This window comes from Francisella hispaniensis FSC454, from assembly GCF_001885235.1.
Taxonomy (GTDB): domain Bacteria; phylum Pseudomonadota; class Gammaproteobacteria; order Francisellales; family Francisellaceae; genus Francisella; species Francisella hispaniensis.
In genome coordinates, this window is the sequence record NZ_CP018093.1 from 634,823 (window position 1) to 658,757 (window position 23,935).

Here is a 23,935-nt window from a genome sequence, read left to right on the forward strand (position 1 = left end):
ATAGGCTTAACTATTTAATAGGATTGAAAAATAGTAATGAAAAACCTAGATGCAAACACAATAACCCTACAAGGTCGCCATATTATCGAGGCTAGTGCTGGTACTGGTAAGACTTTTAATATTACCGAGTTATATATTCGTTTACTTCTTGAGCAGAGGTCGGGAAATAGATTATTACCCAAAGATATCCTTGTAATGACATTTACCAAAGATGCTACCCAAGAGATTATCGGTAGAGTAGAAGCTAAGATTAGAGATGTACTAGAGGATATTTCTGAAGGCAAAGAGGTCAAAGTTTCTATAAAAGGACAAGAAACACTGATACAAAAAGGTGATCAAAATTATAAGCATCTTAAAAGATCATTACTTGAGATAGATGAAGCAGCTATTTTTACCATTCATGGTTTTTGTAAAAAAGTTCTAAGTGAGCAAGCTTTTGCTAGTGGTATGGAGATGGATGTCTCTATGGAGGTCGATACTTCTGATATTTTACAAAAGGTAGTAGAGGATTTTTTTAGAAAACATATCAATAAAAACAAAACCAATTTTGAATATTTGCAAACATATAAGCTACATACTCCAGATATGTTTTTGGATAAGTTAAGAAATGTTGCTAGGTCCAGTTATGAACTTTTAACAAAGCAAGCTATGAGCTTAGATGAATTTAAAATACTCAAAAAGCAACAACTGGAATTATTTTTAAATAATCAAAGTATTGTGGATGACTTTTTATCTAAATTAGGAAAAGATGAGCCAGAGGGCAAGAGAGTAGATGAGTATCATAGAGTTTTAGAATGGTTAAAATTAGATAATCAAATACTATTCCCAGATGATATATCTATAATTACAGATGGCAGAAAGATAAGTGCAAAACTAATAAAACCGATTTTTATTGGTGTAAAAGAATTAAGAGACTTACAGGAAGAAATAAAGCGAGCAAATGCAGCTCAATTCATCAAACAAGCTTGCCTAAAAATTCGTCAAGATTTTATAAAAGCAAAAGAACAAAAGGGTGTTTTAGATTTTGATGATTTGATTACTAAACTTTGTCATAGTGTCAAAAAGTCTCCAGATTTAGTCAAGACTTTACAACATCAATATCCAGTTGCTCTTATTGATGAGTTTCAAGATACCGATGCTGAGCAGTATGAGATTTTGGATACTATCTATCCTCAGAGTAATAAAATACCCCATCCCCCTCTTGAGAGGGATGCCGATAGGCGGGGTGTGGTGTCTGTGACTGACACCCCTTCGTCCCAAAGAGGAATAGATGATTTGTTATTGCTAATGATAGGCGATCCAAAGCAAGCAATTTATGGTTTTAGAGGTGGAGATATTTTTACATATTTAAAAGCTAAAGATAGTTGCTCTAATGACAATCAGTGGAGTATGGATACTAACTGGCGCTCAACTAGAGAGATGATAAAAGCTTACAATAGACTTTTCTATAAACAAGATTATCAGCCAGAAGAAGCGGGACAAATTGGGACTAATATTTTTAGTGATGGTATAGGCTATCAGCTTGTCAAAGCATCACCAAATGCTGACAAAAAAGCAAAAGACTTTGATGATAAACTTAAACCAATAAATTATTTCTATTATCAAGTGGCCGAAGATGATAATAAAAGTGATATCGATAGTAATTTATCAGTATGGACAGCAAATGAAATCGTTAGACTATTAAATTCTAAAAAAGTTGTAGAAAGTGATATCGCAATTTTGGTAGAGAATGGCACGCAAGCAAAGATTATTCAAAAAGCTTTACAAGCTAAGAAACTAAGCTCAGTATATCTAAGCCAGCGCGATAATGTCTATCATAGCCAAGAGGCTAAAGAAATATTAGCTCTTATGGAAGGTATAAACGATCTTGAAAATAAATCTATGCTAAAGAGAGCATTATCAACTAGTTTACTTGGTGGTAGTGCCGATAAATTTATTAGATATATTGATGAAAATGATGTCTCAGCATGGGATGAAGAGATAGAAAAAGCTAAATCTCTAAGACAACAATGGCATAAATATGGTTTTATGGCATTTATTATCCAGATTATACATGAGAACTTCATTCAAAGATCAGATTCAAAAGAGCGTGTTATCACAAATATTCTCCATTTGGCCGAGCTTATAAAAGTAGCTGAGAATAAATATAAACACCCAAATCAATTAATTAAGTGGTACCGTCAACAGTTAAATAGTTCAGCTACAAGTGAGGGCGAACTTAGATTAGAGAGTGATGATAATCTGATTAAGATAATTACAATTCATGGCTCAAAAGGACTTGAGTATTCAGTTGTATTTATACCATTTGCAAGTTATGTAAGTAAAAGGAAATTTGAGACAAGTGATTTCTCTAAATACTATGATAAAAATCTTAAACAGACAGTCTATAAAATTGGTAAAGATGACAGTATAAAACCACAGATAGAAAATGAGGTTATAGAGGAGTTGATGCGCCTATTTTATGTGGCTGTTACACGTGCAGAGCATAGATGCTATATTGGAGTTGCAAAATACCAAGATAAAAAATCTGATATTTCATTTAGAAGTCCATTAGCAAGGTTTTTAGATTATCAAAAAGATGATAATTGGTTAGAGAAAATCCAAAATATAACAGCAAATCCTACTAATCAAAGCTTGCTTATAGATATAGCTACAAGTCATTCTTATGAAAGTGAGAATCTAATTACAAATGACCAATTCGACCATGATGCTTTACAAAACCTCAAAGCAAATGATATTAATAAGTTATTAAATGATAGTTGGGAGATGTTGTCTTTCTCAAAAATTTCAAAGTCAAAAGTTGAAAATACTGCATTAGAAAAAGAAAACGATGAGTCTGAAGATGATAGCGCTCAAAAATCTCAGCAGGAATTGGAGTTTAGATTTACAGCTTCCAAAGGAGCAGATATTGGTAATATTTTGCATAATGTTTTAGAGCATACAGATTTTAGCCTAGGTAAGATAGATGATAATCTTTTACAAGAGCAAATGGATAGATATAAAGTAGTTGCTGCAGAAGATTTTGATAACCTTAAAGTATGGTTAGAAGAGTGTTTAGTTGCATCTATACCTTTTATAGAAACTAAAACTTTTAGTTCTAATGATAATATTCAATATGGTTTGTTTGATATCAATAATAAAGATTTTTGTCTAAAAGATATTCCAAATACAAAAACCTTAAAAGAAGCAGAGTTTTATTTTCCTATAGCAAATGAAAAGTTATATAAGAAAAATATTATCGAAATTTTAGCAGAATATCGTAATCAAACTATTGATTATGACGAATTTGCAAGTCAAAAGATTTTTGGTATGCTTCATGGTTTTATTGATTTGATTTTTGAACATGATGGTAAATTTTATGTGGCAGATTATAAGTCAAATTATTTAGGTGATACTTTAGAAGATTATAATCAGCAGACTATGCAAGAGAAAAATCAAAGTAGTTTTTATGATTTGCAGTATCTGATATATAGTGTTGCTTTAGATAAGTACCTGCGACAAAACATTGAAAGTTATAATTATGAAAAGCATTTTGGCGGAGTATATTATTTCTATCTTAGAGGTATGAAAGATGGCTATGGAGTTTATCGAGCTAGACCAAATTTAGAGATTATCAACAAACTTGCTAGTTTATTTAATGGAGATGATAATGTATAAGACTTTCCATCAAGCTTGTGAGCAATTAGCAGATATTAGAGCTATAGATTTTTTCTTTGCTAAAGAGGTGTTTGATTTAGTCAAAAAGACTATCCCGTCTATGACCACTTTATCAAGTGAGTCATATCTACCCCTTCACGGAGCAAAGGGGAATGATTTGGAACAAAAAAGTAATGAAATTTTATTTCATATTTTGATGAAGCTTATGCATGTGTATAGCCATGGTCATAGCTGTTTGAAGATAGCGGATATATCAAATAAAACTATTTTTGCTTTAGAACAAACCAATCAAAGTGATGCTAAAGTAGGCTTTAAAATTCCAAGTTTTGATGAAATTGTAAGTATTTTAGATAGTTTAAATTATGATGATTTACCTATACATTTTGCCAAACAGTATGATTCTCTATATATCAAAAGATTTTGGAATTATGAGAATGAAATGGCTAACTTTATAAAATTAAGAACAGTCCAAAATACTCAAAAAGATAACTATATTGAAGAAGTCGTAGACAAACTATTTGAACCTATTAATGAGATAGATTGGCAAAAACAGGCAGTTATCAAAAGTCTAAATTATAATTTTAGTATTATCTCAGGTGGACCAGGCACAGGTAAGACAACTACAGTTGCAAAACTTTTACTTGCTATACAAATTCTTAATCAAAATCAGCAAAGAATAGCGCTTTTAGCACCAACAGGTAAGGCTGCTCAGAGAATGACAAAATCCTTAAATAGTGCATTAAGTAAAAGGGCAGATAGTGATAGTTATTTAGGATTATCTAATTTAGAAGCTCAAACTATACATAGATTTTTAGGTTTACGACCGAATTCTACTTATGTTAAATATAACAAACAATCAAAAGCACCATACGATGTGATCATTGTTGATGAAGCTTCGATGCTAGATATGAATATTTTTATTAAGTTGATTAGAGCAGTGGCCGATAATACCAAGTTGATACTAATAGGTGATACTAATCAGTTACCCTCAGTTGAGGCAGGAAGTCTACTAGCAAATTTTACACACCATAGAGATGGTAGCATTACGCCATATACAACATTACTTATCAAAAACTATCGTTCACGACAATATATAAATAATCTTGCAGCCTCAGTTTTAAAAGGAGATATTAATATTGATAGTCACCAAAATGAGAATATTAGTTTTCATAGTCAAAGAAATTTAGATACTTATCTAAAAGAGTATGCAAAGAGATATTCAAAGCTTGAAAAGTGCAGTGACTATAAAGAGGCTCTTATCGAGCTAAATAAATTTAGAATACTTGTAGCTAACAAAAATTTAGAAATTGGTACAGATAAATTAAATCAGAAAATTGAGAAGTTTATGTCTAAACCTATAGATTCTAACTATAAGGGTAAACCAATTATGATAACCCAAAATAGTTATTCATTAGGTTTATTTAATGGAGATGTAGGGATTATTTGGCCAGATGATACTGGTAAACTTCGTGCATATTTTGATGGCAAAGATACTAAGGCATTTAGCCTAAATATGCTACCAAAATATGAAAGTGTCTATGCTATGACAATTCATAAAACTCAAGGTTCAGAGTTCGATGAAATTGTAATTATTCTTCCAGCAGAAGATAATGAAGCGCTAAGTAAACAACTTTTGTATACAGCTATCACTAGAGCGAAACATAAATTAACAATTATATCTGAACAAAGTAGCTTAATAGATATCGCTCAGAAAGATATTAAGAGAAATTCAAATATTAGTGAATTAGTTAGCTTGAGCAATTAATATACGGCTAAAATTATATAAAAGTAGTACTTGATCAAATAGCTTAGATCTAAGCTATTTGCTAGATTGTGTGGTCAAGCCTGACACAATGACGTACTAACTTTTTAAACATAGTAGGCTATCGCTCAGAGATTATTTATTCATTTGCCAGATTATTCTAAGTCCATGAAGTAATAAATCAGAGATAATTACATCAAAATATTGTTCTTTTCAAATAAGTGAGAGTAACCTCCAGTTGCGATTAATACTGGTGGTTTATCTGAGAAATTTTCTTGAGAGATTCTACTAACTATCTCTTTTATAGCACCTAATTGACCATATATAAGACCTGATTGGATTTGGGAGATAGTTGTCTTACCTAACGCAGAACTAGGGTGAGAGATAGTTACATTAGATAGTTTTGCAGTCTTTTGTGATAAGCTCTCCATCGAAAGGTTAATCCCTGGTAAGATTGCGCCGCCTATATAGGCTTTATTATCCGAAATAGCACAAATAGTTGTTGCTGTGCCAAAATCAACAATGATAATGTTCTTTGCAGGAAAGTTAGAGATAGCTGCAACTGAGTTTGCAACACGATCTGCACCTAAATCTAGAGGGTTTTTGATATCGAGTTTTAATCCTGTTTTTATTCCAGGTTTTAACTCAAGAGGTGTTATCCCTAAGTACTTTTTGCAAGCGGAATTGACAGAATACTCTAAATGAGGAACAACAGATGAAAGTACAACTGCTTCAATAGCTTCTATATCAAGCTTTTTTCTCTCAAAGAATGATAATAGAAATATGCCTAGCGTATCGGAGGTACATGGAGTAGTAGAAGGGTAGCGAAAGTTATGTTTAATCTGATCTCCTATGAATATTCCCCCAAAAATATGCGAGTTACCAATATCTATGCATACTATCATTTATTATTCTCCAGTTTTTAGATCAACAAGTTTAGGTTTTATATTTTCTCTAGTAGGATCAACTTGCGCATAACTAATTATAAAAAGCTGATCACCTATTTCACACCTTCTAGCAGCAGGGCCATTTAGTGCGATAGTTTTACTATTTGGTTCGCCTTTGATTACATAAGTTTCAAGACGCTCGCCGTTGTTTAAGTTTACTACTTGTACTTTCTCATTTTCAATAATATTTGCTTGTTTCATTATCTCACTATCGATAGTGATACTACCCACATAAAACAAATCTTTACCAGTTACAGTAGCGTATGAGATTTTTGATTTTAAAACTGAAATTAGCATGATGGTCCGGTCTCCTTTAGGAAGTTGTCAATTAAACGTACTTTACCAATGTAAAGTGCCAAAAATATTCTGTTATTAAGTTTTTGAACGTATTCTGTTCTTGCACCAGTAGAATTAATTTTATTCGTTAGTTCTTCTAAGTCTGAGAAATTATCTTGTCTAAGTATTTCGTATACCTTATTGGCAATTTCCATATCAGTAGATGTTAGATTTTTATTTCTAGAGCTAAGAGGAAGCCCTGTTGGTTCTCTTTGTGTTGGGCAGATTATGACTTTTGTATTGATAAAAAAATCTTTAACAAGCTGTTTGATTAGCATAACTTGTTGATAGTCTTTTTCCCCTAAATAGAGATTATCAGGTTTAGTAATTTGTAGTAGCTTTAGGACTACAGTTAGCATACCACTGAAATGCCCAGGTCTAGCTTTACCTTCTAGGATATTCGCAATCTCAAGCTCCGGTTCTATTCTCAATAGGTTACCATCAGGGTAGATATCTTTTTCATTTGGGTTAAATAATGTATCGACATCAAGAGATTCTAGTATTTGCATATCTTGTTGTAGTTGGTTTGGGTATGTTTGATAATCATTTGAATTATTAAACTGAGTTGGATTTACAAATATACTGACAATAGTAATATCATTTTCTAATTTAGCTTTTTTGATTAGGCTTATATGGCCACCATGTAATGCACCCATTGTTGGGATAAAGCCTATTTTTTGCTTTTTAGTGAAACTTTCTCTTAGTAAATTAAATTGCTCAATATTTTTAGCAATAATCATAGCCATGCTCCTTAGTTGGGAAAACACCATCTTTAGTTTCTTTAACATATGTATTTATAGCCTCGGAAAATATCTCAGAAGCACTTATATATTTTTTGACAAATTTGGGTTGAAAGTCAGTATTCATACCAAGCATATCTTGGAGAACCAAAATCTGACCATCAGTATCACTACCAGCCCCAATACCTATTGTTGGGATATCTAAATTTTGAGTAATATCTTTAGCAATATTTGCTGGTATACATTCTAGAACTATCGCAAAACATCCTGCTTGTTCAAGAAGCTTAGCTTCTTCAAGTAAATGCTTAGCAGCTTCTTCAGTCTTACCTTGAACTTTAAAACCACCAAAACTATTTACAAATTGAGGAGTCATGCCAATATGACCCATGACTGGAACACCAGAATCTACGATATGTTTGATTGTATCTAAGTTTCCTGAACTACCTTCAAGCTTAACCGCATGAGCTCCTGATTGAATCAGAGTCATTACAACTTGCATTGTTGTTTCTAATGATTGACGATAACTCATAAATGGCAAATCAGCAATTATGAATTTATCTGTAGCACCATTAGCTACTGCTTGAGTCATAAACTGCATGTCTGCTAGAGTTGTATAGGTAGTATTTTTTTTACCAAGTAATACCATGCCACCACTATCGCCAACAAGGATACAATCTATATCTGTAGAGTTTATGATTTTAGCTAAAGTATAGTCATAACATGTTACCATCGAGATTTTTTCTCGATTTGCTTTAGCTTTTTTGAAGCCTAAAACTGATTTCATTTCATTTTTTCTCCTTGTTTGAAAATTGATTAACAATTGCTCTAAAAACATCATAGAAATCATCATCAATTAAAGCGTTGAGATCCTTTTGTAGTGTAAGGCTATCTCCTCTAGCTATTGGTCCTGATAAGGCGTGATGATTATGTTTGATATTTTTAAATGTGGTTTCTAAAAATGGTATTAGATAGTCTTGATTTATACCAAAGCGATTTTGCATTTCTGTATAGAATTTCTGCCAAACTAATGTACTTACATTGTTGGCTAAAACACACATTGCGTGATAGTACGCTTTTTGACTTTTATCGATACAAAAATTAGCGTTAGGTAGCTTAGGTAAAAGCTCACCAAACGCGATACTTCTATCACAAGTTACAAAGGCAATCGACTTGTACTCATCTAAAGAGTATAAGCTCTTATCGGGGAAGCTTTGTAATGGGTGTGCTGAGTAAGCATTTTCGATATCCAAAAGACCTGAGAAGTGAATCACTATTAGTCTTTTTGATTTATTTGTGAGATATTTATCTACAAAATTTTGTATCTCAGAGTCTTTGATTAAGACTAAAACATGAGTTGCATTATCTAGCAGTTTATCAAGTTTATCTAACGAGTCTTCTCGTGACCACTGTCTAAAATCTAGTTTTAAGCATTCAAAATAATAGCACATATGTGCTGCTACATTGCCGTTGCCGACAATGACATATCTAGGTACCTGTTGCATAAATCAAGTCCATTTTCTAATTAAACTAATACTGTGATTATTGCCTTTTTAAAAAGGTCAATATTGTTTACAAACTATAAGTACTGTTACAAAATTGTATACAGTCTTATTTTTGTAATGCAGATTTATAACATATCGTTAAACGCTTTGCAATTTTTTAACAGTGATATTAATAATTTTTAAGCTATTTCCATAGTTTTTCTTAGGAGATAATGATTGACAAAAGATTATAACTTAAAAGGTTTTCTCTTATGCAAAAATAGCTAAATTAGTATAAAATAGCTGCTATAAAATAATTATTTTAAAATATTCTTTAATGACGCCAAATGAATTTTTTTCTATAAAATATCATATTTTAGCTAAAGCAGAATTAAAAGCTTACATAGACAAATTAGCTGATTATCTTAGTCAACAGAGCTATTTATATCATACCTTAGATAAACCAATTATTTCTGATTCTGATTATGATAAATTGTTTAGATTACTTCAAGATTTAGTTGATGACAATCCCCAATTTAAGCCGACAAATTCAGTATTAGATCGTGTTGGCGGAGAAGTTTTAGCAGGATTTGAAACTATCAAGCATAAAAAGAAAATGACATCTTTAGCAAATGTTTTTAGTCTAGAAGAGCTGCGTGATTTTTATGACAAAATAGAGTATGACATTGAGCTTGAGTGTGAGCCTAAAATGGATGGTCTTGCTATTAGCATTTTTTACAAAAATGGTAAATTTGACTATGCTGTTACGCGTGGTGATGGTATTCAAGGTGAAAAAGTCTCAGAAAATGTCAAAACTATCCGTAATGTCCCACTTAAACTAAATACTATAAATCCTCCAGAAGAAATAGAAGTTCGTGGTGAGATTATCTTAGATAAACAAAGTTTTTTATCTCTTAATGAGTATATGCAAACTCATGAGAACAAAACTTTTGCAAACCCGCGTAATGCCGCAGCTGGAAGTATCCGTATGCTTGACTCAAAAGTTGTAGCGAAGCGACCACTTAAACTTTTTAGCTATGGTATTGGCTACTTTTCCAAAGACTTTGTACATCCTGAAACACAATTTGAGCTTATGAATCTATTACAAAGTTTTGGCTTTACAATTAGTGATAATATGTTTTTGGCAAAAAGTTTCTCAGAGGTTGAGGAATATCATCGCAAAATGAGTCACCAGCGTGCTGATTTGGCTTATGATATTGATGGCTTAGTTTTTAAGGTTAATAATATTAAACTACAAGATACTATTGGATACACTGCTAGAGGACCTAAGTGGGCTGTAGCATATAAGTTCCCAGCTGAAGAAGTTGAATCAGAAGTGTTAAATGTAGAGTTTCAAGTTGGCAGAACAGGAGCAATTACACCAGTTGCAAGGCTTAAGCCAGTAGCAGTAGGTGGGGTGATGGTTTCAAATGCAACCTTACATAATATCAATGAAATTAAACGCAAAGATATTCGAGTTAGCGATAGAGTAATCGTACGTAGAGCAGGGGATGTAATTCCAGAAGTGGTCAAAAGCTTACCACAATATCGTAAGCCTGATGCACATATGGTTGAGATGCCAACAAATTGTCCAGTCTGTGATTCAGCAATTGAGAATGTTAACGATCAGGCTATATATCGTTGTACAGGGGGATGGCATTGTCAGGCTCAAACTACTGAGCGCTTGAAGCACTTCGTCTCACGTAAAGCAATGGATATTGATAAGCTTGGAGCTAAACTAATTGAACAACTTGTTGCTGCAGATTTAATCAAGTATCCTGCTGATATTTACAAACTCAATTTTGAGCAATTGACAGGCTTAGAAAGAATGGCTGCTAAATCATCACAGAATGTTTTAGACTCTATCACAAAAAGTAAAGAGCCAAGTTTAGCAAGATTTATTTTTGCAATAGGTATTAAAGATGTTGGTGAGGTATCGTCAGAAGCTTTAGCCAATCATTTTGGTAGCTTAGAAAGTTTCCGTGAAGCCAAATTTGAGCAATTAATAGAGATTAATGATATTGGTGAAATTATTGCTAAAAATATTGTTTCATTCTGGCAAGACCCATTAAATATACAAATTGTTGATAAGCTATTAAGTAATGCTATTAACATCCAAAATCCAGAAAAAATTGAGCAAGCGCATAATGAGAGTTTTACAAATAAAACAGTTGTTATTACAGGGACTTTTGAAAACTATAACCGTACAGAATTGACACAACTTCTTAAATCAATGGGCGCAAAAGTTACTTCAAGTGTCTCTAAAAAAACTGATATGGTTATTTGTGGCGATAATGCTGGCAGCAAACTTACAAAAGCTCAAGATTTAGGAGTTACGGTTATATTAGAACAAGATTTACAGAATTTACTATGAACATTAATAACTTAAAAAAGGGCGATGTGGTTTTCATAGTAGATGAAGCTGAAAAGAATATTTCAAGTTTATCTAACGGTTTTGGTGGTTATAGTTACTATCATTGTGCTTTGTATATTGGAGACGGAAATATTATAGAAGCTGTTCCTGTTGCAGGGGTTATACAAGTTAAGTTATCTAAATATTCAGATAAAAAAACTCTAGTAGCTCGTGTATCTGAGAGTAAGGAATTTTTACAAGAAGTAGTTAATAATGCTAGTGAATTTATTGGTCTTGCTTATAATGATTTATTTTTGCCAGATTTAGAAGACAAACTTTATTGTTCGGAACTAATTCATGTTGCTTTTAATCGTACAAGTAATTCAAAATATTTTACTCAGCATAAACTTAATTATATTGCAGTTGATGATGTTGCTGTGTCGAAATACTGGCTTGATTTCTATAGTGAGCATGGTTTAAAAGTCCCTCAAGGTCAGCCAGGTTCACATCCAAATAATTTATCATTAGATAATAAATTTATTTATAAAGCTTTTTAAGTAGTATCTAATAATAGTTTACAACTTTAGTAGTTTGACATAAAATCTACAAGAGAGATATTTGTATAAAAGTATATACACAAATAAAGGATTGATATGAAAATAAGAGAAGCCACAGCTAAAGATTTTGATGATATTGTACATATATGGTCAGAGCATTTATTGAATAATTGTCAGTTTCTTACGACGAATGAAATAAATAATCAAGGAAAGCTAGTAGTAGAGAAATACCTTAATAATCCAGCATTTAAAAGCTTTGTATTAACAGTTGAAGATCGAGTTATTGGGTTTTCTTGTATAAAAGATAATGAGATACTCTTTTCAACAGTTGAACAGAGGTTTTTAGGTAAAGGATTTAGGAGTTTTATGCTTAAATATTTGTTAGAGAATTATGCAGTCGATACTGCATATGTATATAGTGCAAATATCCAAACCTTAGCTTTTTATACATCAATAGGATTTATTATTGAAGATAAAATAGATGATATTATTTTCTCTTCACAGTACCATATAAATAAGTTAAAACTTTCTGCAACTCCTCAAGAAACTATAGAAAAAATTGCTGCTAAAAATAAGGATTTTTTTTAAGTAAACAGTAATAAAAGCCATCACCATCTTGTTGAGATAGCAGTATTTGGTAGCCATAACTAGTTTTATATTTTTTAAGGATATCTATCTCAATAATCTCAGCATTATTATTTTTAGCTAAAAACTCTTTTATTTGTTGTTGATTTTCTTCTGCTAGTATTGAACATGTAATATAGAGTAAGTAACCATTATCAGTAAGGTTATTATTCCATAAGTTAGCCAAAATTTTACTTTGTAAGCTTTTGATAGCTTGAATATCATTCGGTGCTCTTAGTACTTTGATGTCAGGATTTCGCCTTATAGTTCCTAATGCAGAGCATGGAGCATCAAGGATGATTTTATTGAATTTTCCACTTAGAGGTAGAGTTAAATCATGTTTAAAAATATTGACATTATTATTTTTAGATAATCTCGCTAAGTTTTCTCTAAGAAGCTCTAAACGCTTATCAATAATATCTATAGCGGTAATATCAGCTTGTGGAGCAGATTCTAAAATATGCGAAGTTTTACCCCCAGGAGCAGCACAAGCATCAAGGATTTTATCATCATTGTTAGCTTTGATAATATGTCCTGCATACTGTGCAGAGATGTCCTGTATTGTAAAATAGCCTTGCTGAAATAGCTGATTGTATTTTACATCGATAGCTTGATCAAGCTTTATACAATTTTTTAGATTTGTAAAAGAGTATCCTATACTATTTTTGTCAAAATACTCTAAGACTTTTTTAGTATCTTTAGCTTGATTTAAACGAATAAACATATCGGCTTTTGTATTGATTGCTTGAGCTATCTCTAGATACTCTTTAGGATACTGTTTTATGAGTGTATCACTAAGCCATTTAGGCATATCTATTGCTTTATTTTGCTTATAGATACTAGTTATATCATTGATATTACGAGTGATTTCTCTTAGTATTCCATTAACTAGTTTCTTCGCCCAGATAATTTTAAGATCTTTGCAAGCTGATACAGATTCATTAATAGTCGCGTAGTAGGGTTGTTTGACTTCAAATATTTGTAATACCCCAAGCATTATTAAAACTTTAGCCTTTATCTTAGTTTTTTGTTTTAGATATAAACTAGCAATCTTTTCTAAAGAGTAGTAGTGTCTGAAAAACTCATAACACAAAAGTTTAACAAAAGATTTATCTTGCTCTGATAAGTTATGACTAAGAAGCTTTTGCTCAAGGGTAAGCAGAGAATATTTATTATCAAGAATTTCTAAAATAGCTTTAGCCGCAATAGCACGGGTATTCATTATTTTATGTGTTTTGCTAAAATTTTAATAAGTTTGGGTTGGATTTTTTTATTACCCGCTACGATTAAACTAGACTCAAGATTGCTAGTACCATGGATGTCAGTAACTACAGCTCCGGCTTCTTTCATAATTATATAACCTGCTGCTAAATCCCATATTTTGACATTACCACAAGCCCATAATCCATCGATATAACCTGCCGCTAAGTAAGCCATATCCATAGCAATACTTCCAGAATATCTATAGCCAGAGATTATTTGTTGAAGTTTAATAAGTTCTGCTACGTAGCTGTCATTAAATATTTTACGTGAGTATTTTAATGATGCTGAAATTAATGTGTTTTTTAAGTCTTGATTTTGAGCAACTCTTATCTTTTTACCGTTAAGAAGAGCACCTTGACCTTTGTAGGCACAAAACATTAGATCTAAAAAAGGATTATAAATAACTCCTAAAACTATATCATCATCTTTTTTGGCTGCAATTGATATGCAACAGTGTGGTAAGCCGTGAACAAAGTTATTAGTACCATCAATAGGATCAATAATCCATGTGAAACGACTATCTTTGTTACCAAACTCGCCATTTTCTTCAGTTATGAAGTAGTCATTAAAGCCTGATTTTTTGATATTATCAATAATAAAGTTCTCAACAGCAATATCAATATTTGATACAGTTGTGTTATCAAGCTTTTGAGAAATTTTGATAGAGCTTAGATCATTTTGTGCTTGAAGAATAATTTTACCAGCTTTTCTAGCAATAGTTGTTACAGAATTAAGAATAGGTTTCATTGGTTGTGAAAAGTTATCAGATTATTATTTTTAGATATGATACATTATTTAGTTTCAAAATAGGATAGCTTTGGTCAAATAAGAGACTATATTATGCTAGTAATACCATAAGTGATAGCTATGCCACCAAAAAATAACCAAGCAAATAATATTAGCGCTAATACTAGAGGTTTTATTCCTGCTTGGATGAATTTAGATATATGAGTTTCAAGACCTAGAGCAGTCATTGCCATAGCTAATAAAAACTGATCGGCTACTCTAATGCTACTAACTGTTGCTACAGGCAGTAAGTCTAAAGAGTTAAATCCAGCGACAATTATAAAACCAATCGCAAACCATGGGATGATTTTCTTGATAGATCCTTTTTCAGATTTAGAACCATTTATTCCACTAACAGTAGTCGCTGATTTAGCTATCCATATGCCTATGACGATTAGCATAGGAGCTAACATCATTACGCGAATCATTTTAACCGTTACAGCAACTTCTTCAGCATGAGCACTTACACCACTACCAGCAGCTACAACTTGAGCTACTTCATGGATAGAGCCACCAGCAAAAATACCATATTGAGCATCACTCATATGCCCCAATAATCCTGCTTTCATAAGGATAGGATATAAAAACATTGCTATAGTACCAAAGAGTACTACAGTACCAACAGCCATAGCTGCTTTATATGGCTCTGATTTTAAAGTACCTTCAGTAGCTAGTACAGCAGCTGCACCACATACAGCACTACCAGCTGCTACTAGAATTGAGCTATCTCTATCTAAACCAAATACCTTAGTACCTAGTACAATACCTATTACTAAAGTAGAAACTAGCATGATTATTGATACTGAGAGTCCAGCTAAACCAACTGATGCAATTAATTGAAATGTTAAATTAAAGCCATAAAAGATTATTGCAAATCTAAGGATTTTTTTAGCACTGAATACTATACCTTCTTTCCACTTGTGAATAATTTTACTTGCTGGTGTATGAGTCAGTGCCATGCCTAGTACAATTCCTATAATTAAAGGACTAATTCCAAGCTCTTTAATGGTAGGAATTTTTGCAATAAAATATGCAATGCCAGCAAGAATAGCTACTAGGAGCACGCCGAAAATCATTGATTGAGTTAAGTGTTTTTTCATAGTTATTTACAAATTCAATTAAATTAATTTTGTATAACTATACATTATAGGTTTGTAATTTGGTAACAAAAAGAACTTATATGTTTTATTAGCGAAATTTATATAAATGTTTGAGAATTCTTTTGCTCTTTTGAGAAAATAACCGCTAAGATAACAAGTATAAAAGATATTATATAAAATATTACTACGGCATGCATTACACTAGTAAGACCAAAGTATTGGTTTATAAAGGCTCCAGTCGTAGTAGAAAGGGCAGTACCAGTTGTACCGAACAAAAGAATTGTCGTAATTAGTGTTGGAGGAGCATTTTCCATCTGGAATGTTCCATAAGCTAGTAGCCCAGCATAGATATAACAGTTGAATAATCCAAAAATGATTGCAGCTTTAAAGACTATGCTCATATCTGGAATATATAAAATACAAGATAAAGCAGCTAAACCTATTAGCATAAATGTTGGTAGAATGTATTTTAGCGGGATAAATCTAGTTATTATTGGACTGATAAATAAGCCTACACATTGTGCTGTCCAGAAATAAGAAAGAGGTTTGTTTGCATCAATAGTACCCCAACCAAGTATTTCTTGGAAATATGATTGAGCGTAACTAGTCATAGTTAATTGAGCCAATAAGAATAAGAAAGCTGCAAAAGCTACACAATACAAGCTTAAATTCCATGTTGAGAAACTTAAATTTGGTTTTATCTCTTTGGTAGAGATATTGTGACGATTAAGTATTGTGAAATCTGAAAATATTACTAAGACTAATATGATCACAGCAGTTATTTGTAATATCAGATAAATAGTGTACCATTCAAAGTGTTGGGTTATAAGATAAGCAGCAAATATTGGTATCAAAGCGCCACCAAAGCTAAAGAAAAAATCAGTAAAAATCACATTCATAGCTCTTATTTTATGATCATTGTAGATATGTACAATCATATAGCTAGCAATAGCCATAAAAAGACCACCAGTGATACCTACACAAGTAAGTAGTATTTTGAGAGTAAACATTGATGGGATTATGGTAGTAATTAATGATGATATAATTCCTATCGCTACAGCGGCAATTAGTAATAGTTTTATAGAGAATCTATTCATCAAGATGCCTATTATCAATATTGCAAACCACATCGCAACATTAATAAATGTGAAAGCAAAGCCAATATTATTGTTGTGAAAATATTCTGATAATGGCTGCATTACTGCACCTGTTACTAGAACTATATTTGCAGTATAAAAATAACAAAGATAGCAGATAAATGTTATAAGTAGTTTATTTTTTAGTGATGATGAGTCGTGTATTGTACTTTCCATGTTTAAGTTTTACATAATGAGGATATCAAAGTATTATTTTTGCATATAGGACTATTTTTAGCAAGCGCCTGATCTGCTATTCTTTTATACAAATAGTAGCTAATCACAAAAGTCAGATAATTATGCAATTTGCTAAAATAATTTGGGAGAAAAATACTCCTAAATCAGTTTCTTTTGATGATTTTTATTTTTCAACAACATCTGGTATCCAAGAGAGTATATATAATTTCTTAGTGCACAATAATTTACAACAGCGATTTTCTCAGTTACAAAACAAGCAATATTTTAGAATTTGTGAAACAGGTTTTGGTAGTGGGCTTAACTTTATCTTGACAAAGAATCTTTGGCATAAATATGTTAGTAATGATTCTCAACTGGAGTTTATTTCATTTGAGAAGTTTCCTATAACAATAAATGACCTTAGAAAAATACTTAATAGTTTTGCTGAGCTAGACGGTTACCAAAATTTTGTTGAGCAATATAATCCTATTGATGGTTTAAATATTTATAAGTTTGATAATATTACTCTTAAGCTAATAATTGATGATGTTAACAATATTAATCATTATAATCTTCCAGTTATAGACGCATGGTTCCTTGATGGTTTTTCACCAACTAAAAATAGTCTTATGTGGAGTGATAATCTTTTTGAGAACATTTCAAAACTTTGCCATAACCATAGTAGCTTTGCAACTTTTACAGCTAGCTCTAAAGTAAGAAAAGCATTATAGAAATATGGTTTTAAAGTGAAAAAAGACAAAGGCTTTGGTAACAAAAGAGAAATGATGTATGGAGTATTTATGAATTAGCAAGTTCTGGGATATGCTTGACAGCATCAAAAGACGTAAAATGGTATTCAGCAACTTTATTTGTGTGGAATGGATCGTCTTTGATAAACTCTTTGATCTCTTGTATATCTCCACGTGCAATAATAATACCACCTGTCTTTGATGTTTTAGGTCCAGAGGCTATGAATATTCCTTTATTATAGCCAATATCTAAGAAATCTCGATGTAGAGGTCTAACTTTAGCAATTTCTTCTTGTGTAGCCAAATAGTGAATATCAATTATGTGAATTTGCATATTTTTTCCTTAATTTTTATATACAGAAAGCCATATAGTAGTGGCTTATAGAAACTAGCTATATATAAGAAAGTAGCTATGGGTAATTAGATTTTTTTGAAAATTACAGATCCGTTCGTGCCACCAAAACCAAAAGAGTTATTTAGCACATAATCAATTTTCATTTTCTTAGCAGCATTTGCAGCATAGTCTAAATTACAGCCATCATCTAAATTATGTAGATTAATTGTTGGTGGAGCTACTTGATCTCTTATTGCCAGTACGCTAAATATTGATTCAATAGCACCAGCTGCACCAAGTAAATGTCCAGTCATTGATTTTGTTGAGCTCATAACTAAGCCTTTTCTATATTGTCCAATTACTTTTTCAACAACTTGTGACTCTTGAACATCTCCTAGTGGAGTTGAAGTACCGTGTGCATTAACGTAATCTATAGCATCGGGATTATTTTCAAGTCCAGCATCAGCTAAAGCATTTTGGATACATCTTTCTTGTCCTGGAGCATAAGGCATAGTCATATGGTAACCATCGGCAGACATACCAAAGCCTACAACTTCAGCATAAATTTTAGCACCACGAGCTTTTGCTCTTTCATATTCTTCTAAGACAACAACACCAGCGCCATCGCCAAGTACGAAACCATCTCTGTCTTTGTCCCAAGGGCGAGAAGCACCTTGCGGATCATCATTACGTGTAGATAATGCCCTAGCAGCAGCAAATCCACCCATACCAATAGCATTACTTGCTTTTTCAGAACCACCAGCAAGCATAGCATCAGCATCACCACTAGCTATTAATCTAGCAGCCATACCAATATTATGAGTACCAGTAGTACAAGCTGTAACAATCGGAATATTAGGTCCACGTAAGCCATGGTTAATAGAAATGATTCCAGAGAGCATATTCACAATTGAAGATGGTATACAAAACGGTGAAATTTTTGAAGGCCCTTTTGTATCTATTACAGCTTTTGTAGTCTCTAAAGTTTCGATACCACCAATACCAGAACTAACACAAACACCAAATTTATATGAATCTTCTTCAGATACTTTATCGATGCCAGCATCTTTAAGAGCTTCATTAGCAGCTGCAATACCATAATAGCAGAAAGGATCTACTCTCTTTGCGTCTTTTTTACCTACAAGTGCATCTACATCAAAATTTTTAATTCTTGCTGCAAATCTAACTTTGAACTCATTGATATCAGGAGCAGGTGTGTCAAAACCAATTATAGTTTCTACACCACTTTTACCAGCTAGGATGTTAGCCCAAGTCGTAGGGACATCATTTCCTAAAGGTGTTACCATGCCTAAGCCAGTAACAACTACTCTACGATTAGATTTCATAATTTAAATTAACCTGTTTATATTCATTGTAGAAAAAAGTATGAAGTGGATATTCATACTGACTTTAAGATTAATTTTGATTAACCTACATCTTTAGATTCGATGTAGTCATAAACGTCTTTAACAGTTCTGATTTTCTCAGCATCTTCATCTGGAATCTCAGTATCAAATTCTTCTTCTAGAGCCATTACAAGCTCAACTGTGTCTAATGAGTCCGCACCTAAATCATCGATAAAAGAAGCTTCTGGCTTAAGATCTTCTTCTTTAACGCCTAATTGCTCAACTATTATATGGTTAACTCTAGAAAATATTTTTGCTTTTTCGTCAGCATTATTTTTTTTAGAATCTTCGTTATGTGTACTCATATTTTTTTCCTTCTTATTTTTGTTTTGAAAAATTAAAAACCTTAATCGAGTCAATAATATTATTTTTTAATCATTTTTGCAATAATTTTGCAAAATTTAAGCCATATACATCCCACCATTTACATGGATAGTTTGTCCTGTTATGTATTTTGATTCTTCGGAAGCCAAAAAAGCTACTGCTGCAGCGATATCTTTTGGTTCTCCCATTTGCCCTGAAGGTATCTTAGTAGCGATAAAAGATTTCTGCTCATCAGTCAGTTTATCAGTCATATCTGTAGCTATAAATCCAGGAGCTACAACATTTACGGTGATATTACGGCTAGCAACTTCATAAGCAAGAGATTTTGAGAAACCTATTACACCTGCTTTAGCTGCACAGTAGTTTGTTTGTCCTGGGTTGCCAGCTGAGCCAACTACAGAACCTATAGAGATAATTCTGCCCCATCTTTTTTTCATCATCCCACGTACGCACTCTTTTGACATACGGAATATTGAGCTTAAATTAGTATTTATGACTGATTGCCATTCCTCTTCTGACATTCTCATCATCAAGTTATCTCTAGTTATACCAGCGTTGTTGACTAGAATATCTACTGCTAAGTTCTCAGTTTTTATTTCAGTAAAGAAATTTTGAATACTTTCAATGTCAGAAATGTTTAGAACTAATCCTTTTGCCTTAAAGCCTTTTTCTTTCATTGAGTTTTCAAATTTTTCCGCAGAAGCTTGACTAGTTGCAGTGCCTATCACAGTAGCGCCTTTGCTTGCTAATGCATGAGCAACTTCAAAACCAATACCTCTACTTGCACCTGTGACTAGAGCAACTTTTTCATTTAAAGACATTTATTATCTCCTTTTAAATATTTTCTAAACTATCAATGCTGTTTGTATCTTTTATATCTAGTGATTTATCTATTCTTTTGATTAGTCCAGATAAAACCTTGTTAGGACCACATTCAATAACTTCTGTGACGCCAAGTTTGACTAGCTCTTCGACAGACTGTGTCCAAAGTACAGGCTTATACAGTTGTTTAATAACAGCTGTTTTTATTTCTGTTGGATTCGCATGTGATCTAGCGTCAAAATTTTGTACAACTGCAGTAGTTGGCTTTTTAAACTCTACCTTATTCAATTCTGCTTCAAATTTATCAGCAGCATCTTTCATTAAGGAGCAATGTGAAGGTACACTAACAGCAAGTATCTGTGCGCGTTTTGCACCTTTTTCTTTAGCTATTATATTAGCTTTCTCAACAGCGGCTTTTTCGCCAGAGATGACAACTTGTCCTGTTGAGTTGAAGTTTGCAGCTTCAACAACACCAGCATCAGCAGCCTCTTGGCAACACTTGATTACATCTTCATTTGATAAGCCTAGAATTGCGCTCATAGCACATTCTTTGTCTGTGACGGCATTTTGCATTAATTTGCCGCGTGTAGAAACAAGTTGTAAAGCATCTTTGTATGAAATACAACCAGCTGCTAGTAGGGCAGTATACTCACCTAAGCTATGTCCAGCAAAGTATGCTACTTTTAAGTCTGGTTTTTGCTCTTTTAATACTTCGTATATTGCATAGCTAGACGCAAGTAAAGCTGGCTGAGTAAACTCAGTTTTATTTAGAGTTTCTTCATCATTTTGAATAATATTCCATAAGTCATAACCAAGGTGCTCTTTAGCTTCATCGACTATATTTCTAAAGGTCTCAAAATTTTCATAATAATCTTGAAGCATTCCAAGTTTTTGTGAACCCTGACCAGGAAAAACCACAGCTATGTTTGACATAATAATCCTCCTTTTATGTTATTTAAAAAATAATAAATTTATAAAAGATTATATCTTTGCGATAAAACCACCCCAGACAAATCCAGCTCCGAATGCTTCAGAGATTATTGTATCGCCAGGTTTAATTTGATTTGTTCTTACAGCGTGATCTAAAGCCAATGGAATAGATGCTGCAGATGTATTGCCGTGATCTTGTAGTGTTGTGACTACCTTAGACATTGGCATGTCTATTTTTTTTGCAGTTGAATTAAGTATTCTATAGTTTGCTTGATGAGGTACAAGCCAATCAATATCACTAGCTTTTATTCCAGCATCTTGTATTAACTCATCAGCTAATGAAGATAGGCGTGAAACAGCAAATTTGAAAACCTTATTACCTTCCATTATTAAGTAAGGATCAATATTTATACTCTGTCCCCTTGAAGTCGGTAAGTTATTTGGGACATTGAGCATATCTAAACATGAACCATCTGTGAAAAGTAAAGATGACAATATCTTTTTTTCTTGACTTGTTGAAATTACAACGGCACCGGCACCATCACCAAAAAGTACACATGTTGAGCGATCATTCCAATCTAGGACGCGCGTCATTTTTTCAGCACCGACGACGAGAATATTTCTTGAAACACCTGTTTCTATATACTGCTTGGCGATATCTAAAGCATAAACAAATCCACTACAAGCAGCTGAAATATCAAAACAGCGTACCTTGAAATTATCTATTTGTAAATTTTGATGAATCATTGACGCTGTTGAGGGCATTATGAAATCTGGAGTGCTTGTTGCAACAATTATCGTATCAATTTCATTAGCTGTTAGTTGAGCTGCTTCAAGAGCTTTTTTAGCTGCTTGTGTAGCCATATAGCTTGTTGTCTCTGTCTCATTGGCACAATGACGTCTTTCTATGCCAACTCTTTGTTTGATCCACTCATCTGAAGTATCAACAAATTTACTTATATCTTCATTAGTTAAGATTTTTTCAGGCAAGTAACTTCCTGTACCTAGTATTTGTGCAAACATTATATAGTTATACCTACTTTTAAATTATTATTTAACAACAAAAAACCATAAGCTTTCGCATATATGGTTCGGTATTTATTGTAGCATGAATAAAAGGATTAAAGAACTTTTTCTAAAGATTCTTGAATTGTTTTAGGAATATTATATTTAATTTCTTTGATAGCTTCATATATAGCAGTCTCAAAAGCATTAGCACTTGCACCACCATGGCTTTTAACTACTATGCCGGTTAATCCTAATAATGATGCGCCGTTAAAGCTATCAAGATTCATACCTTTTTTCATCTTTTTGAATATCGGTAATGCCATAACTATAGGGATCTTCATTAACCACGAGCTTTCATGTATTGTCTTTTTGATAAGAGACTCTATAAGTCTTAAGCTTCCTTCCATTGTTTTTAGAGAGACATTACCAACAAAGCCATCACAGACTATTACATCGGTAGTATCATCAAAAATGTATTTACCTTCGATATATCCGTTATAATTGATAAAATCACAACCTTGTAATAATTTTGCAGCATTTTTGATATTATCTAAGCCTTTCATTTCTTCTTCACCGATGTTTAGTAATGAAACTCTAGGTTCAGCAATACCTTTTGAACTTGCCGCTAATATTGACCCCATGATCGCAAATTGGAAAAGTTGTTCAGACGTACAAACCACATTTGCACCAAGATCAAGCATATAAGTTTTACTAAGTTGCTTAGTTTCTCTATTGAATGCAGGTAATGCATAAACAATAGCGGGACGATCAACACCATTAATAGTTTTCAGTACGAATTTTGATGTAGCCATTAGCGCCCCAGTGTTACCAGCACTGACACAAGCATCAACAGTACGATCTTTAACAAGGTTGATAGCCACGCGCATAGAAGAATCTTTTTTCTTTCTAACAGCAATAGAAGGTGATTCATCCATACCAACTGTCTCGCTAGCATGATGAATTGCTATTCTTTGTAAAACTGGTAGTTTTATTTTCTTAACTTTTGAATATCTGTCTAAAGCTCTTTTAACTTTATGATGATCTCCAACTAATACTATTTGTAAATTAGAGTCCTTTTTTACTGCTTCAAGAGCTGCTGGGATAGTGGTGTTTAAACCATGATCTCCACCCATTGCATCTATAGATATTTTGTAACCCATAATAGATAAAACTTCCTATATCGCTAATTGTCTATTGCTCATCATTAATAATTATAATTGTCATCTAGATAAGCTGATTAAAAGTGTTGATGGGAAATATTAGTCTTCAGATTTAGTTTCTACTACTTTTCTACCTTTGTAGAAGCCATTAGGTGATACATGATGTCTTAAATGTAATTCACCTGTTGACTTGTCAGTAGATAGAGTAGGACTTGTTAAAGAATCGTGAGATCTTCTCATATCTCTTTTTGATCTGCTTTTTTTAACTTGTTGTACAGCCATT

General features: G+C 32.6%; 21 protein-coding genes and 2 pseudogenes. 6 read left to right on the forward strand and 17 right to left on the reverse strand.

The window, feature by feature from the left end; all coding sequences use genetic code 11:
* The first annotated feature begins 36 nt into the window (after positions 1-36).
* Both recB and recD read left to right on the forward strand, forming a co-directional pair.
* Positions 37-3,657, forward strand: coding sequence for an exodeoxyribonuclease V subunit beta (gene recB / locus FSC454_RS03150; RefSeq protein ID WP_066046512.1), 3,621 nt, complete (start codon positions 37-39; stop codon positions 3,655-3,657).
* Entirely contained in the window at positions 3,650-5,422 is a 1,773-nt protein-coding gene (gene recD, locus FSC454_RS03155) for an exodeoxyribonuclease V subunit alpha (RefSeq protein WP_066046514.1), read from the forward strand. The genes recB and recD overlap by 8 nt, the downstream gene beginning before the upstream one ends.
* Positions 5,423-5,554: 132 nt before the next feature.
* Here recD and FSC454_RS03160 read toward each other — a convergent pair.
* The 5 genes and pseudogenes from FSC454_RS03160 to panG form a co-directional block, all read right to left on the reverse strand.
* Positions 5,555-6,324 (reverse strand): annotated as a pseudogene (locus FSC454_RS03160) (type III pantothenate kinase).
* Positions 6,325-6,327: 3 nt separating this feature from the next.
* Positions 6,328-6,663, reverse strand: a complete 336-nt coding sequence (panD, locus tag FSC454_RS03165; protein WP_004287356.1) for an aspartate 1-decarboxylase — start codon at positions 6,661-6,663, stop codon at positions 6,328-6,330.
* Positions 6,657-7,442: a pantoate--beta-alanine ligase gene (gene panC, locus FSC454_RS03170; protein ID WP_066046515.1), complete on the reverse strand. Its 786-nt coding sequence runs from the start codon at positions 7,440-7,442 to the stop codon at positions 6,657-6,659. Before panC ends, panD begins: the two co-directional genes overlap by 7 nt.
* Entirely contained in the window at positions 7,429-8,226 is a 798-nt protein-coding gene (panB, locus tag FSC454_RS03175; RefSeq protein ID WP_066046517.1) for a 3-methyl-2-oxobutanoate hydroxymethyltransferase, read from the reverse strand. Before panB ends, panC begins: the two co-directional genes overlap by 14 nt.
* 1 nt (position 8,227) lies before the next feature.
* Positions 8,228-8,944: a 2-dehydropantoate 2-reductase PanG gene (gene panG / locus FSC454_RS03180; RefSeq protein ID WP_066046519.1), complete on the reverse strand. Its 717-nt coding sequence runs from the start codon at positions 8,942-8,944 to the stop codon at positions 8,228-8,230.
* Positions 8,945-9,260: 316 nt separating this feature from the next.
* On the opposite strand from panG, the gene ligA reads away from it, so the two are divergent.
* From ligA to FSC454_RS03195, 3 genes are all read left to right on the forward strand, one after another.
* Complete coding sequence (gene ligA / locus FSC454_RS03185; RefSeq protein WP_066047527.1) at positions 9,261-11,297, forward strand: NAD-dependent DNA ligase LigA; 2,037 nt, start codon at positions 9,261-9,263, stop codon at positions 11,295-11,297.
* Positions 11,294-11,833 carry a YiiX/YebB-like N1pC/P60 family cysteine hydrolase gene (locus tag FSC454_RS03190; RefSeq protein WP_066047524.1) on the forward strand — a complete coding sequence of 180 codons (540 nt, stop codon included), beginning with the start codon at positions 11,294-11,296 and terminating at the stop codon, positions 11,831-11,833. Before ligA ends, FSC454_RS03190 begins: the two co-directional genes overlap by 4 nt.
* Before the next feature lie 96 nt (positions 11,834-11,929).
* On the forward strand, positions 11,930-12,421 hold the full coding sequence (locus FSC454_RS03195) for a GNAT family N-acetyltransferase (protein ID WP_066047521.1): 492 nt from the start codon (positions 11,930-11,932) through the stop codon (positions 12,419-12,421).
* On the opposite strand, the gene rsmB is transcribed toward FSC454_RS03195, so the two are convergent.
* From rsmB to tsgA, 4 genes are all read right to left on the reverse strand, one after another.
* A complete protein-coding gene (gene rsmB, locus FSC454_RS03200) occupies positions 12,399-13,679 on the reverse strand; it encodes a 16S rRNA (cytosine(967)-C(5))-methyltransferase RsmB (RefSeq protein ID WP_066047518.1) in 1,281 nt (426 codons plus the stop codon). The genes FSC454_RS03195 and rsmB overlap by 23 nt on opposite strands.
* Positions 13,679-14,467, reverse strand: coding sequence for an inositol monophosphatase family protein (locus FSC454_RS03205; protein WP_066047515.1), 789 nt, complete (start codon positions 14,465-14,467; stop codon positions 13,679-13,681). The genes rsmB and FSC454_RS03205 overlap by 1 nt, the downstream gene beginning before the upstream one ends.
* 86 nt (positions 14,468-14,553) lie before the next feature.
* Complete coding sequence (locus FSC454_RS03210) at positions 14,554-15,606, reverse strand: YeiH family protein (protein WP_014548697.1); 1,053 nt, start codon at positions 15,604-15,606, stop codon at positions 14,554-14,556.
* Positions 15,607-15,704: 98 nt separating this feature from the next.
* The gene (tsgA, locus tag FSC454_RS03215) at positions 15,705-16,919 is read right to left on the reverse strand and encodes an MFS transporter TsgA (RefSeq protein WP_071794771.1); all 1,215 of its coding nucleotides are present in this window, start codon (positions 16,917-16,919) and stop codon (positions 15,705-15,707) included.
* A 122-nt stretch (positions 16,920-17,041) separates the two neighbouring features.
* Here tsgA and mnmC2 point away from each other — a divergent pair.
* A pseudogene (gene mnmC2 / locus FSC454_RS03220) lies at positions 17,042-17,728 on the forward strand (tRNA (5-methylaminomethyl-2-thiouridine)(34)-methyltransferase MnmC2).
* Here the strand turns inward: mnmC2 and FSC454_RS03225 are convergent.
* From FSC454_RS03225 to rpmF, 8 genes are all read right to left on the reverse strand, one after another.
* Complete coding sequence (locus FSC454_RS03225; RefSeq protein ID WP_003018210.1) at positions 17,718-18,002, reverse strand: YciI family protein; 285 nt, start codon at positions 18,000-18,002, stop codon at positions 17,718-17,720. The pseudogene mnmC2 and the gene FSC454_RS03225 overlap by 11 nt on opposite strands.
* Positions 18,003-18,088: 86 nt before the next feature.
* The gene (fabF, locus tag FSC454_RS03230) at positions 18,089-19,348 is read right to left on the reverse strand and encodes a beta-ketoacyl-ACP synthase II (RefSeq protein WP_066047512.1); all 1,260 of its coding nucleotides are present in this window, start codon (positions 19,346-19,348) and stop codon (positions 18,089-18,091) included.
* An 80-nt stretch (positions 19,349-19,428) separates the two neighbouring features.
* On the reverse strand, positions 19,429-19,713 hold the full coding sequence (acpP, locus tag FSC454_RS03235; protein WP_003025404.1) for an acyl carrier protein: 285 nt from the start codon (positions 19,711-19,713) through the stop codon (positions 19,429-19,431).
* Positions 19,714-19,809: 96 nt separating this feature from the next.
* Positions 19,810-20,553, reverse strand: coding sequence for a 3-oxoacyl-ACP reductase FabG (fabG, locus tag FSC454_RS03240; protein ID WP_066047508.1), 744 nt, complete (start codon positions 20,551-20,553; stop codon positions 19,810-19,812).
* 13 nt (positions 20,554-20,566) lie between these two features.
* Positions 20,567-21,487, reverse strand: coding sequence for an ACP S-malonyltransferase (gene fabD, locus FSC454_RS03245; RefSeq protein WP_014548691.1), 921 nt, complete (start codon positions 21,485-21,487; stop codon positions 20,567-20,569).
* A gap of 48 nt (positions 21,488-21,535) precedes the next feature.
* The gene (locus tag FSC454_RS03250; RefSeq protein WP_014548690.1) at positions 21,536-22,507 is read right to left on the reverse strand and encodes a beta-ketoacyl-ACP synthase III; all 972 of its coding nucleotides are present in this window, start codon (positions 22,505-22,507) and stop codon (positions 21,536-21,538) included.
* A 98-nt stretch (positions 22,508-22,605) separates the two neighbouring features.
* Positions 22,606-23,652 carry a phosphate acyltransferase PlsX gene (plsX, locus tag FSC454_RS03255; protein ID WP_014548689.1) on the reverse strand — a complete coding sequence of 349 codons (1,047 nt, stop codon included), beginning with the start codon at positions 23,650-23,652 and terminating at the stop codon, positions 22,606-22,608.
* Between the two features lie 99 nt (positions 23,653-23,751).
* A complete protein-coding gene (gene rpmF, locus FSC454_RS03260; protein ID WP_014548688.1) occupies positions 23,752-23,934 on the reverse strand; it encodes a 50S ribosomal protein L32 in 183 nt (60 codons plus the stop codon).
* Position 23,935: the final 1 nt, after the last annotated feature.